The sequence below is a fragment of the Peptoniphilus duerdenii ATCC BAA-1640 genome, from assembly GCF_000146345.1.
Lineage (GTDB): Bacteria > Bacillota > Clostridia > Tissierellales > Peptoniphilaceae > Peptoniphilus_B > Peptoniphilus_B duerdenii.
On sequence record NZ_GL397071.1, the window covers coordinates 598,143 to 612,062 of the forward strand.

The following is a 13,920-nucleotide window of genomic DNA, read 5'->3' on the forward strand; positions in this document are numbered from 1 at the left end:
TAAATAATAGAATTAAAAAGTTCTTTATTTAATAGAACTAATATTAAGGCACTCTTAGGAGTGACTGGGTAATATTTTATGTATATAAAAGATTAGAAATAAGATTAAATAAAATATCTAAAGTGTTAAATCGAATAATATCGTTCAGAGAAAGTGCAAGACTCACAAGAAACAATAGAAGATATTTTAGGTGAGACAGTGGAACAAATGTTAAAAGCAGAATTAGACGAGTACTTAGACTATGAATATGGTGAAAAATATTATCTTTAAGTATTAGAAATGGATCAAGCAAGAAATAGTAAAATCGTCCTGTGAAAACATAGATCTAAACATTTCAAAATGAAAGACTTAAAAATAATAGGAATGGAAAACTTTAATAGACAATTATTTAATAGACAATTAAGAGAAGTAACAAAAAACAAAATGATGTTTTTAAATGACCATGTTTTATAAAAAAAGTTTGTATTTAGAAGTGGTGGATGCTTCAAGTAAATGGACAAGCAGAATAAGCGGATTGGGTCAAATACTATCACAATTGATTTTATTTTTTGAAGATATAATCTAAAATTTATCCTTATTGGTTAATTGTGCCAAATTAGGTTACAAATATTTGAACCACAGAATTTAGTGATAAAAGTGCATTTTTTTTTGATTAAGAAAAATAGCAGCTTACAGTCTATTGGGAAGAGCAGGTTTTACAGAACCAATTGAGAGAAAGTCATGATTACAGTACTTCGTAACCTATTTTCTAAATATCTTAAAAATATATTACTTATATTAACTCATTATTAATATACTTATCTGTATTTTTTCTTAATTGAGTAAGCTCGTAAATCAAGATGTTCTTATTGGAATATTCTACCATAAGGATATCTTTTTTACTTTTATATTCATCGTAAATATTTGATAGTTCTTTTATGCTTAAATTTTTATACTTGTTTTTGTCTAAAGTAGTTAATGACTTTTCGTATGTGATAATTTGAGTTTTATATTCTGCATAAAATTCTTTATCTTTAGAGTTTGATTTATAGATTTCATAAATAGATTTATTTATTTGTAAAGTGTTTAAAGCTTCAATTGCAGTATAGATTTTGTTCAAATCTTTTTCTATATCCTTAATTTTATCTAAAGTTTTTTGCCTATTAATGGCTTCTTGTTGAAGTTTATTTTCTAGATCTATATTAGATGTCAGCCCATACTTTCTGAGTTGATTTAAAGTGTCAGCCATAGTATTCATATTGTGCTTCTTTGTCCATATTTCATAAGCTTTAGAAGATTGTATCTTTTTATTATTTTTTAAGTCTATTATATTGTCGACTTTTTTATATGCTTTCGTAGAAGAATCAAAATCAATTTTTATGAACTTTTTATGCATATTATTTTCGATTCTTTCCTTTATCTTTTCATTGGTATAATCTTTTCCAAGAGTAGTTTCTTTAGCACGAATAAATCGTCCTTTTTCTCCTTGCTCTTTATGACGAAAAGATAGGTACTTGCCTAATTTGATTTCGTATCCATATTCTTCCATAGTTTTTAAAAAATTATCATAGCTATTAGACTTTTGAATAGCATGATCAATAGATATTTGAAGTCTATATTTCCAAGATGTCCCTTTTTTAAATTCCATATATTCTTTATATGATTTCCCATTAGTTTTATATTTATTTTTAAACTTTATATAGTCTTCATCTATAACAGACAACTTATATTTTCTACACAAGTCATCACTATAATTTCTAATTTGATGGTAAGATTTTTTATTGCTTTGATAGGCTTTACCTGTATGAAAAGAAACATTATTAAATAGAATATGGTTATGAATATGCTCCTTATCAACATGGGTAGTTATTACGTATTCATATTTTCCTTGTAGTACCTTCTCACATAATTCAATTCCAATTTTGTGTGCTTCTTCAGGTGTAGTTTCTCCAGGTGCAAAAGCTTGAATTAAATGTCTAGCTAAAACTTTTGCCTTAGAATTACATTCTATTTTTGTTTGTTCAAACTCTAAATGAGCAGTTATAGGGTTACAATTTAAAGATGAGATTAGAATTCTTTCGTCTGTTTTATTGCTATCCATAATATAATCAAGGGCAGCTTTTAAGGTAGATTTAATAGGATGAATTTTAGTAACAGCCATTATTTTTTCTCCGTATTAAAACTATTGGAATAGGTAAGAGAGTATATTTTTTTACGCATGGATAAAATATCTTTTGCTTGTTTTTCTAATGATTTTTTCAAATCATCTACATCATTTTTATATATAATTGATGTAGTATTTATCCTTTTAGCAATTTGATTTATATTATTTGAAGTACGACTTATATTTGTTGACATTTCACGAAAGACATCCATATCTAGTACATAAATATCTTTTTCTAAAATACATTTCATAATAAATTGTCTAAGAGTTTTACACTTAGATGCTTTATATTTTTCATTTAGCAATTCTAACTCCTCATCAGATAACATTAAATAGATTCCGTTATGCCTAAATCTACTTGTCATAATTTAACCTCCTTGTCTATTATAGTTGTAGTAATAAAATACTACATTTTGTTCTCAATCCCTCTTTCTTATGGGATAATAATTGTATATATAGAGCTCGTAGTAAACCTCATTGAAGTTCGTCTACCTAATAAATTTATTAATAGAAATAAAAAAGAAAAACCTGTAAATTCAAGTAGGATTACTTGACTTACAGGTTTAATTTATTCTATATATTTCGTCTGGAAATCTCCTGATTTAATTTTTTTATTATTTATATTTTATCATTTTTTGAGATAATATTCAAGTTTACGTTGAAGCTATTATAAGCGTTTGTTGCTGAATTTAATTATTATAAATTTAGGGGTTTGGGGATATTCCCCAACAAGTAAAATGGAAAAAATAAGCGATATGATCGTAGTATTCTTATTCCATTTTTAGTAAGTGCATATGCACTTACTGTGCTTGCTGAATAAGTGTTAAGGGGTTTTAATATATTTGTAATGTTAGAGAATATATTTTATAATTACCTTAATGGGGTATACATTAAAATATAAAAAAGAAAAGGGGTATGATTTTGGGCGTTAAGCTTCACAGAAAAGTTTTTTCTAAGGAACACTATATTGAAGTGATTTATGTTTTATTGAGAGAAAAAGAGGATGTTTATAATAAAGATATTGTTAACTATACGAAGTTAAGCAAACCATCAGTTAGTGTGGCTATAAATAATTTAATAGATGAGGGGTATGTGTACAGGAAATCTATGTCAATAAAGCTAACGGAAAAAGGAGAAAAAATAGGTAAAGAATTATATAATAAACATATTTATTTTTATAATCTATTTTTAGATTTAGGTGTTGAACCTAAACAAGCAAATGAAGAAGCATGTAGTGTTGAACATGTAATATCAAATGAAACATTTAAAAAGATTAAAGCATTTATAGAAGAAAGCAGTAAAAAATAAGCAAATATTTTCAAGTAGGCAGTTTTAATTAAATTATTAGATAAATCTAAGTTGATTTAATTATAATTGCTTTTTTTATGTAGAAATTTATACTTCCTTTACAAATTTTAAAATTATTTGAAGTGACATATTGATTTTTATAAATATATATGTTAAAATTAAGTTAGCCAAAACTAACTTAATAAAGGAGGATAATATTCCTAAAATAAACAGAGAAACTTATGGTAAGACCACTATAGATATTTCAGATAATGACAATATGAATTCATTTGTGTTAGCGATATAAATAAAAGAAGATGTAGCTAATGAAATTCAACCTTATGTGGTGTATGAAAATCTCAATGAAATATCAGTTGCTATAGGAGAATATATTGGAATTGAAGTGTATACAGACAAAATCCTAATAACTGAAAATGACGATACTGTAGAACATAAGGCAAACGTTCTAAGTGAAGACATGAAGAAGGTTTTCGAAAATATAAACTTTACTGACTGGAGTATGTATGAAATCGCTGGTTTTAATTATGCAAAGCATACATTTTTGAAAAATTTGAGTGATAAGGGAGCTTTGTTAAAGATGTTTATTCCAAGAACTGACATCAGAATTTTAGAAGGTTCAATAGAAGTAAAATCTGTTGATAATATCGACGAAATAATTTCAGCAGTGGAGAAATGTGCAATAAATTCTACTAAAGAAGATTTGAAAAAAATACTTCCCAGTTGCTTTAGAAAAGCTAAAATCAATAGATAGCGAATACTACAAAGAGAATGTTTCTAAAGGAATAGAAGAAATTAATAATGGTAAGTATGATAAGGTTATTTTGTCCAGAAAAATTAAGTTAGAGAAAAAAATCTTGCTAAAAGATAGTTTTTTATTAGGGAGAAAACACAATCCCCCTGCACGTTCATATTGTCTGAAAATTGGTGATGTTGAAGTTATAGGTTTTAGTCCAGAAATAGTTGTCGAGGTGGATGAAGAAAAAAAGTATATACATTTCCTCTAGCTGGAACCAGAGCATTAACAGATGATCCTATAAAGAATAAGGAATTAAAGTGTGAATTATTAAAAGATCCTAAAGAGATTGCTGAACATGCTGTTTCTGTTAAGTTAGCTTTTGAAGAATTAGAAAAAGTTTGTATAAAGGATAGTATATCGGTAGTTAAATTCATGGAGGTTTTGGAGAGGGGTTCAGTTCAGCATCTAGCATCAAGGTTGAAAGGGACGCTTAAAGAAGAATTCAATGAATGGCATGCATTTACTACTCTTTTCCCGGCAGTTACCGCATCTGGAATACCCAAAACAGAGTGTATAGATGCTATAGATAGGTTAGAAAAAGACGAAAGAGGATTATATAGCGGAGGCGTACTAACTTATGATCAAAATGGAACAATGGATGTGGCATTAGCTTTAAGAACTGCATTTCAAACAGACAAAGAAACATGGATTCGAGTAGGTGCTGGAATTGTAAAATTATCAAAAGCAGAAAGAGAATTAGAAGAAACTAAAGAAAAAGCAGGAAGCATTTTAGACAAGTTAGTTTATATAGAAGATTAAGAGATGGATATATTTATTAACACTACGCAATCTAAATACAAAATATATTTAGATTGCATAGCTTTAAAAAACTTAAATGAATTTATTGCAAGCAAAAAAGAGTACAAGAACATTATAGTAATAACAGATAGCAATGTGGACCATTTTATAGGCAACAGTTTTAATTTAAAAAATTATAAGCTTTATAAGTATGTTATAGAAGCAGGGGAAAAGTCCAAAAATATAGAAACATACTATAAAATAATAAGATATTTGACCTCAATAAAAGTGGATAGGCATGATTTAATTATTGCATTAGGTGGTGGGGTAGTTGGTGATTTAGCTGGATTTGTGGCCTCTACTTATATGAGGGGCGTAGATTATATTCAAATACCTACTAGTCTTTTAGCTATGGTTGATTCATCCATTGGATCAAAAACGGCAATCAATACAGAAGACGGGAAAAATTTAATCGGAAGTTTTTATAATCCTAGAGCTGTGTTTATAGATTTTGCTTACTTAAAAACGCTTCCTCAAAAAGAATTTCTAAATGGACTGTCTGAAACAATTAAGGCTTCTATTATAAAAGATAGAAAACTATTCGAATTAATTATAGAAAGCGATTTAAACAATGAAGAAATAATAAAGAAGATTGTAAAAAGAAGCATTGAAATTAAAAAGGAAATTGTCGAGAGGGATTTAAAAGAAACAAAAGAAAGACAACTTTTAAATTTTGGTCATACAATAGGTCATGCTTTAGAAAAATTAAGTGACTATACCTTACCGCATGGCTATGGGGTTGCAATTGGAATGGCAATGATAACTAGAGGATATTACAGAATGGGAAAAACAGATGAGAAAACTTATAAAAGAGTAGAAGAAATACTTAGAAAAAATCATCTGCCAACTCATGGTAGCTATAGTACAGAAGACCTCTACAGTGAAATTTTAAAAGACAAGAAAAGCAATGGAAACAAGATAAATATTATATATCCTAAATTAATAGGTGATTGCAGAATTGATACGGTAGATAAATCTAACTTACTAAAATTGTTAAAACATTGCTTATGAGAGGTGGTTGTCGAATGAATGTAAAAATTAAGCCGAATGCAATTAATGGAGAGCTGAAGTCGATACCATCAAAGTCACTATTACATCGAGCCATCATATTAAGTGGAATATCAAAGGATAGAGAAACTAAATTAGAGAATGTAAACACAATATCAAAAGACATAGAAGCTACGCTTACTTGTATGGAAAAATTAGGAGCTAAAATTAAGGTGGAAGGAGACTCCATTAGAATTGCAAGCCTTGGAAATATAAAGAAATCTAAAGTTGAATTGCACTGTGGAGAAAGTGGAACAACACTTAGATTACTTTTACCACTTGTAAGTACATTTTCAAAAACAGCAACAGTAGATTGCTCTGAAGGTCTTAGAAAAAGACCAATTAGAGAATTAATCGAAACATTAGAAGAATCAGGGTTATATTTCGAAGAGAAGGAATTTTCTATTAAAATATCAGGAAATGTAAACTCTGATTTTTTTAGAATTAGTGGTGATATTAGTTCTCAATATGTCAGTGGCTTGCTTTTGCTTTCTTCGCTACTAGATCAAAAAAGTTCAATATATCTTACTACTAAATTAGAATCTAGGGCTTATGTAAATATAACAATAAAAGTATTAAGAGATTTTGGAATAATATTTAATGAATTAGAAGAGGGTGTATTTGAAATATATGGGGGGGGAGAGACAAAATACTCCCGCCTAAAGAATATCAAATAGAAGGTGATTGGTCTAATGCGGCATTTTTTATTGCAGGAGGTTGTTTAGGAGACTCGATAAAAATGTATGGTTTAAACTTAGAATCTAGTCAAGGAGATAAAAAGGTAGTTCAAATTCTTAAAAAAGCTGGAGCAATTCTCACCTGTTCTGACGATTGCATAAGTTCTAATGGAAGCCATTTAAACTCCTTTGAAGTAGATTTTTCTGAAACACCTGATTTATTTCCTATTTTATCAGTAGTGGCTGCATTATCAAAAGGACAAAGTGTTTTAAAAGGTGGAGAAAGACTAAAACTTAAAGAAAGCAATCGAATAGAAAGTACATTTCAGATGTTAAAAAGTTTAGGGGCAGACGTAAAAAAAAGAGATGATGGACTGATTATTCAAGGGAGGGAAATTTTAGATGGTGGAATTGTGAATTCTTTTAATGACCATAGAATTGTTATGTCAGCAACCATGGCATCTATTAAATGTAAAGAACCTGTCTCGATAGTAAATGCAGGAGCGGTAAAAAAATCATATCCTAATTTTTTTGACGACTTTAAAAAAGTAGGAGGGATCTTTGATGTCATCAGTTAGTATAGGAGAAAACATAAAAATAAGCCTTTTTGGAGAATCTCATGGTTTTGCTATTGGAGGAGTAATAGATGGATTACTTCATGGACAAAAAGTTGATATGGAAAAACTAGACAAATTTATGACAAGAAGAAAACCAGGTTCTGGGAAATATGTAACTCAAAGAAAAGAAAGAGATGAAATAAAATTTTTATCAGGGATAAAGGATTCTATTATTATGGGAGATCAAAGAATATGCAAATAAGATAAATATTGAAGTGGATACTTTCCAATCTAATCATGAAGGAGAAATAATAGACATAATTCAAAAATCTTATGGTAGATATTATGGAATAGTGATTAATCCAGGGGCCTATACTCATACCAGCATAGCTATTTTAGATGCCTTAAAAGCTGTAGGAATAAGAACAATAGAAGTTCATTTAACAGACATAATGGATAGAGAGGATTATAGGAAAAAGTCATTTATTTCAGAACATGCTGAGATGACAATCTGCGGGAAGGGGTTTGAGGGTTATTTACAAGCCATTGAATCTCTAATTAAAAAGGTAGAAAAGGGGTGATAAAATGCAATACATTCTGAAGGAAAAAAAAGACTTTGAGGCCTGTGTGAAATACTTGAAAAAAGAAGATATTCTATTCCAAGATTATGATATTAAAGATTATTATATCATTAATGTTTTTGATAATACTTTATGTTCAAAGATAGAAAATGAGGAAGAAGCCTTTCTAAATACAAAAAATGTTTCTATTGAGAATGGATATTTAGTAACAAAAAAATATAAAGAGAAAACCATAATTGATGTAAAAGGGATCAGGATTGGAGGGGAAGAACCTGTTGTTATTTCAGGGCCTTGTTCTGTTGAGTCAGAAGAAATTGTGAGAAATATAGCAATAGGTATAAAAAAAGCAGGAGCAGATATATTAAGAGGAGGAGCATTTAAACCAAGAACATCTCCTTATGAATTTCAGGGCTTAGGTAGAAAGGGAATAGATATTCTTAATAAGATTAGTAAAGAGCTTGATATACCTGTAGTAACAGAAATAATGGATATCAGAGAACTGGACTATATGATAGATAAGGTTGATATATTACAAGTAGGTGCTAGGAATATGTACAATTACTCTCTATTAAAAGAATTAGGGAAGGTGGATAAGCCTATTTTACTTAAAAGAGGGTTAAGTGCAACGATAAAAGAATTTTTATTAAGTGCTGAGTATATTATGCTTGGTGGCAATGGAAAAGTTATTTTATGTGAGAGAGGAATTAGGACTTACGAAAATTATACAAGAAACACAATGGATATAGCCGCCATATCTTTCTTAAAAAATATGACACATTTACCAATAATCGCAGATCCAAGTCATGCTACTGGGAATAAAAATTTGATTAAAGATTTATCAAAAGCATCTTTTGTAGCTGGGTCTGATGGAGTTATGATTGAAACACATATAAATCCAAATTCAGCATGGAGCGATGCTAGACAGTCTATAGACATTGAAACACTAAATGACATATTAAATTGGATTAGCAATAATAGAATTAAATAGGAGAAAGGGATGATATTAGTTGTTTTTAAATTTAAAAAAATATAATAAAAATAAAAAATATAGACTTTTTTGTTTTCCTCATGCTGGAGGAAATAGATTGACTTTTGAAAAATGGATTACAGATATAAATAGTGATATAGAAGTAATTCCAATAAGTTTAGATGAACGAAATCCAAACGATTCTTTTAGGGATATAGCTAATTGTATATCAAATGAAATTTATGAGTGCTTGGACGAGAGAAAGTTTTTGTTTTATGGACATAGCATGGGAGCAGCATTAGCTTTCTTAGTAGCTTATTTATGTCAGAATAAATTTAATAAAACGCCAGAAAAACTTATCATAGCAGGAAGACAATCACCACAAGATAAACACAATGAGAAATTTCATAGTAGTATGGGTTTTGAGGCATTATTGGAAACTTTAAGAGAAAATGGAGGTACACCGGAAGAATTATTAAATAGTGAAACATTCAAAAATTTATTGCTACCTGAAATAATGAACGATTATAAATTACATGAGACATTTGAATACAATGGAGAAATTGTTAGTTGCCCAATTGTAGCACATTGTGGAGAAACGGATGCAGAAGCAAATAAATTTATAATGAATAGGTGGGAAAAAGTAACTTCTAATAAGTTTACGATTAGGAGCTTTAAAGGAGGACATTTTTTTCCATATAAGTATGAAGGGTATTTACAAGAAATAGAAAAAGAAATTTTATTAAGGAGTGATATTATGAACAACATATTATACTGGTCTCCGACATTTTTTTGGAGTATACAAAATAATAATTTGCATATTGGAAATTTCAATTATGGAAGTAGCTTTAAAGATTTATTTCCTGAATTTTATTTTTTGACTCAAAATGGAATTTCACAGGATGAATTGATAGAAAAAACAGGTCATCAAGGTATTCCAAAGTATAAAGCATTCATACGTGATTTGGTAAAGAAAAAAGTATTAATATATAGTCCACTTGAGATTCAAAAATTGGTTTCAATTCAAAATAAAATAATAGATGCTAAGATGTATAGAGATGAGTTAAATTATAATAGTGATTTATTAAATAAATATAAGAAAGAAAAATTAAATAGAAATCCCATTTCAGAAGAAATAGTGTTTGAGGAAATAGATGTTCCAGAAGTAGCGTTTTCTTCTATAATCGAAAACAGGAAAACTATAAGAAAATACAGCATGAAAAACATACCTAAAAATGTTTTTTTAGAAATAATTTCTTGTTTAAGAAAAAGGAATGAAGATTCAAATTACTACTATGCAAGTGCTGGAGGATTATATCCGATAGATATATATGTTTATGTGAAAGAAAGTAGGATTTCAGAAATTGCTGGAGGACTATATTATTACTCTCCTTGTGAAAATAAATTAAAGAGAATTAAGACAGGAGAAGTTTTAAATAGTGAAAGTCAATTCTTTTTGAACAAAGAGATATTTAATGGATCAGCGTTTACAATTTTTTTCATATTTGATTCTAATGTAACCGCACCTAAATATGGGGGAATGTCTTATTTATATGCTTGTATAGATACAGGATTGATAGTTTCGTTGGTTTCTTATATAGCAAGTACATATAATATTGGAAGTTGTTCGATTGGAGATATGGATTATGAAAAAATAAAAAAAATCTTTCCTATGAGTGACACGATGAGTTTTATTCACAGCATGGAATTCGGTTATGCTGATGAGGAGGATATATAAATGTATTTAAATAATGTTATTAAAGAAGTTTCTAAATTTACAGATTTGGGAGTTACTTTTGTAGGACAAGGAGAAAAAATTTTTTTATCCTATAAAGATATATACGACTATTCGATGAAATTAGGAAGCTGGATGAATGACAAAGGAATTATAAAGGGAGATTTTATTTTAACACAAATAGATAATAATGTTCAGTTTATAATATTATTTTGGTCTTGTTTGATTTATGGATATATTCTGGTTCCATACGAGAATATAAGTATTCAAAATGAAAGAGAAGTAGAAAATCTTATAAAAACATATAGAGGTTTTCAAAATATAAGAATATTTACAGATGGGGATAAAATAAAAGAATTCTTAAATAATGTTAAAATGGAGACAATAGAAATAATAAAAATTCCAACTATAATAGAGTTAAAATCATATGATGAAACTAATAATAAACATAAGAGTATTTCTCATGAAGGCAAAGAAATAGCCTTAGTTATGCATACTTCAGGAAGTACACAATCTCCTAAAGGTGTGATGATAAGCCGTGAAAATATACATAAAAATATGAATCAAATATTAAATAAACTTTATATTAGTCAGAAAGATATTTTCGTAAATTGGATGTCATTGACACATGTAGCCGGATTAATGTTGGCTCATATTTTACCTATTTTTACAAAGTCTAATCAAGTACTTACAACGCCTAAATATTTCATAGGTTCTACTTGTGAATATTTACGTTTACTTAGTGATATTAATGCTAGTGTTACAATTTTACCTAATTTTGCATTAGAATTTTTATTAAATTTTAGTGAAGAGCAATCCATATCTGACATAAGTTTAAGTAAATTACGATACTTAATTAATGGTTCTGAATTAATAAATTATAATAATAATTTGGAATTTTATAGAAAGTATAGTAAGTATGGCTACAGAGAGGAAGCGATGACAGTAGTATATGGTATGACTGAAACAACAAGTGCAGTTAGTATTCATTCATATGATTGTTTAGACAGATATTATAGATGTGATAGAGAAGTATACTTAAATGAACATACTATATCTCCATATAGTCCATCTAATATTAAAAAAGATAATTTTTTTAATATTGCATTTGTAGGAGAACCTTTAATAGAAAATGAGATTAAAATTTTAAATTGCGGACATGAAGTTAAAGAAGGTATGATTGGAAATGTTTATATCAAGGGACCAAGCGTTGCAAAATCATATATTTCAGAAGGGAAAATATTACCTTTAGTAAATGATGATGGTTTTTTTAATACTGGAGATATGGGAACAATTATTAAAAATAAATTAATAATTACAGGAAGAGAAAAGGATATTATTTTTTTTAATGGATTGAAAATTTATGCTGGAGAGATAGAAAGTATATGTAAAAATATAACTTTACTTGAAAAATGTGAATTTGTTGCTTGTGGAATAATAAATTTAGAAACACTAAAAGACGAACTTGTGATATTCGTGCAGAAAAGTGAAATAGATATGAAGGAAGAAGAAATAAAAAAATTAATAAAAAGAGAGGTTGGTAAAGCTATAAATCAATCTGTATCATATATAATTTTTGTTGATAAAATTGATAAAAATAAAATTGGAAAAAAACAGAGGAACATAATGAAAAAACGATTTGAGAAGGGAGAATTTTCTTTATGAAAAATTTAAATAATTTGAAAAACATAGAATATAATTGTGAAATTACAAAGTTAGTTAAATTATGGGAAAATACATTCAAACATGAAATATCCCCTGAAGAAGATTTCTATGCAATAGGTGGTAATTCGCTTATAATGATGAGGTTAATAAAGAAAATAGAAGAAACTTTTAATTTAAAAATTTCGCCAATGAAGTTTATCGAATTATCTAATATTATTAATATTGCAAAATATATAGTTGAAAACGGAGATAATTTGAATAAAGAAAAAAATTTCCCGCTTTCATCTATACAAGAAGCATACTACATTGGGAGAAATAGTGAATATGAAATGGGAGGAGTATCAACACATGTATATTTTGAAGTAAAAACGGAATTTGATATCGAAAAGCTAACAAATAGTTTAAACATTTTAATAGATAAACAACCGTCATTAAGAACAATTTTTATAGATGAACACAAACAAAAAGTGATGGATACTGTTGAAAAATATTGTATTGAGTATGAAGATTGTAGTGATGTTTCAGAAGAAATCATACAACACAGGATTAATAATATTAGAGATGAGTTATCAAAAACTGTCCTATCACCAAATACATGGCCTCTGTTTAAGATAAAAGCTTTAAAAAATGTTCAAGGTAAAACAATACTATTTATTAATATAGATTTATTAATTATGGATGGTGCTAGTATAGGATTATTCATGAGACAATGGAGAGATATATGTGAAGATAAAGACATTAAAAATGTTAAATTTGATTTCTTTAAATATAGAAATCAAGAAAAAGATGATAAAAATACTAAAGAATACTTTGATGATAAAAAATATTGGAAAAACATTTCACCAGAGATCCCCGAAAAGCCAAATTTGAATTTAAAAGACAAAACTAAAAATATAAAAAACTTTAATAGCAAGAGAGTGAGTAAAGAGATTAGTTTAGATTTGTTCAATAAAATTTATATACAAGCATCAAAAAGAAATGTAAGTATTTCTGTTGCACTATGCACAGCATATGCATATATTTTAGGATATTGGAGTAATCAAAATAACTTATCGATTAATGTAACAACTATGAATAGGCCTGTGTATGATGGTATAGAAGAAGTTATAGGAGAATTTACAAAAAATTTAATTTTAGATGCTTCCTTATCTATTGATAATTCATTTTGGGGAAATTGTTATTCCATACAAACAAGATTATTGAGAGGACTATCACATCAAAATTATGATGGAGTTGAGTTTATAAGAGAATTATCTAAAGAGAGAAATCTTTATGATGGTGGTGTTATGCCTATAGTATTTACAAGTATGTTATTTTCCGAAAGGCAAAATAACATAAATGCACTTGGTGAGATATTGTATTCTATAAGTCAGACATCTCAAGTATATTTAGATTTGCAAATATCATATAGTTCTGATGGAGTATTAATTAATTGGGATTATGTAGAAGAACTATTTGATGAATCTATGATAAATCAAATGTTTAATCAATATATTTCTTTGGTAGAGAGTTTGGCTGGAGAAAACATTGCTTATCCAGATTTAAGCGTGCACGATAGTAATTTAGTGAAGACATATAATGAAACTAAAGAAGAAATCCCATCTACTACAGTACAAGATGAATTTAGTAAAATTGTAGAAAAATAT

At 28.0% G+C, this 13,920-nt stretch carries 14 protein-coding genes and 1 pseudogene; 13 read left to right on the top strand and 2 right to left on the bottom strand.

Annotated features, from left to right (window positions below):
• Positions 1–772: 772 nt before the first annotated feature.
• Together HMPREF9225_RS02685 and mobC are read right to left on the bottom strand one after the other, a co-directional pair.
• Entirely contained in the window at positions 773–2,140 is a 1,368-nt protein-coding gene (locus tag HMPREF9225_RS02685; protein WP_008901391.1) for a relaxase/mobilization nuclease domain-containing protein, read from the bottom strand.
• Entirely contained in the window at positions 2,140–2,508 is a 369-nt protein-coding gene (gene mobC, locus HMPREF9225_RS02690) for a plasmid mobilization relaxosome protein MobC (RefSeq protein ID WP_008901392.1), read from the bottom strand. Before mobC ends, HMPREF9225_RS02685 begins: the two co-directional genes overlap by 1 nt.
• Positions 2,509–3,058: 550 nt before the next feature.
• Between mobC and HMPREF9225_RS02695 the strand changes: the two genes are divergently transcribed.
• From HMPREF9225_RS02695 to HMPREF9225_RS02745, 13 genes and pseudogenes are all read left to right on the top strand, one after another.
• Complete coding sequence (locus tag HMPREF9225_RS02695; protein ID WP_008901394.1) at positions 3,059–3,451, top strand: metal-dependent transcriptional regulator; 393 nt, start codon at positions 3,059–3,061, stop codon at positions 3,449–3,451.
• Positions 3,452–3,833: 382 nt separating this feature from the next.
• On the top strand, positions 3,834–4,202 hold the full coding sequence (locus HMPREF9225_RS02700) for a hypothetical protein (RefSeq protein ID WP_211203939.1): 369 nt from the start codon (positions 3,834–3,836) through the stop codon (positions 4,200–4,202).
• On the top strand, positions 4,195–4,455 hold the full coding sequence (locus HMPREF9225_RS10635) for a chorismate-binding protein (RefSeq protein WP_081931894.1): 261 nt from the start codon (positions 4,195–4,197) through the stop codon (positions 4,453–4,455). The genes HMPREF9225_RS02700 and HMPREF9225_RS10635 overlap by 8 nt, the downstream gene beginning before the upstream one ends.
• Positions 4,446–5,006: pseudogene (locus HMPREF9225_RS10465) on the top strand (chorismate-binding protein); the annotation flags it as partial. The gene HMPREF9225_RS10635 and the pseudogene HMPREF9225_RS10465, both read left to right, overlap by 10 nt.
• A 3-nt stretch (positions 5,007–5,009) precedes the next feature.
• Positions 5,010–6,056 (top strand): 3-dehydroquinate synthase, encoded by a 1,047-nt coding sequence (aroB, locus tag HMPREF9225_RS02710; protein ID WP_008901399.1) that lies wholly within the window; start codon positions 5,010–5,012, stop codon positions 6,054–6,056.
• A gap of 14 nt (positions 6,057–6,070) precedes the next feature.
• Complete coding sequence (locus HMPREF9225_RS10545; RefSeq protein WP_281032270.1) at positions 6,071–6,769, top strand: 3-phosphoshikimate 1-carboxyvinyltransferase; 699 nt, start codon at positions 6,071–6,073, stop codon at positions 6,767–6,769.
• On the top strand, positions 6,766–7,347 hold the full coding sequence (locus tag HMPREF9225_RS10550; protein ID WP_342612704.1) for a 3-phosphoshikimate 1-carboxyvinyltransferase: 582 nt from the start codon (positions 6,766–6,768) through the stop codon (positions 7,345–7,347). Before HMPREF9225_RS10545 ends, HMPREF9225_RS10550 begins: the two co-directional genes overlap by 4 nt.
• Complete coding sequence (locus HMPREF9225_RS02720) at positions 7,334–7,588, top strand: chorismate synthase (RefSeq protein ID WP_008901402.1); 255 nt, start codon at positions 7,334–7,336, stop codon at positions 7,586–7,588. Before HMPREF9225_RS10550 ends, HMPREF9225_RS02720 begins: the two co-directional genes overlap by 14 nt.
• Positions 7,589–7,601: 13 nt before the next feature.
• Positions 7,602–7,907, top strand: coding sequence for a type II 3-dehydroquinate dehydratase (locus tag HMPREF9225_RS02725; protein ID WP_008901403.1), 306 nt, complete (start codon positions 7,602–7,604; stop codon positions 7,905–7,907).
• 4 nt (positions 7,908–7,911) lie between these two features.
• On the top strand, positions 7,912–8,895 hold the full coding sequence (aroF, locus tag HMPREF9225_RS02730) for a 3-deoxy-7-phosphoheptulonate synthase (protein ID WP_008901404.1): 984 nt from the start codon (positions 7,912–7,914) through the stop codon (positions 8,893–8,895).
• A gap of 19 nt (positions 8,896–8,914) precedes the next feature.
• The gene (locus HMPREF9225_RS02735; RefSeq protein ID WP_008901405.1) at positions 8,915–10,612 is read left to right on the top strand and encodes a thioesterase domain-containing protein; all 1,698 of its coding nucleotides are present in this window, start codon (positions 8,915–8,917) and stop codon (positions 10,610–10,612) included.
• Positions 10,613–12,274, top strand: coding sequence for an AMP-binding protein (locus HMPREF9225_RS02740; RefSeq protein WP_008901406.1), 1,662 nt, complete (start codon positions 10,613–10,615; stop codon positions 12,272–12,274).
• Positions 12,271–13,920 (top strand): condensation domain-containing protein (locus HMPREF9225_RS02745; protein WP_008901407.1); only part of this gene is annotated, 1,650 nt, incomplete at its 3' end. The genes HMPREF9225_RS02740 and HMPREF9225_RS02745, both read left to right, overlap by 4 nt.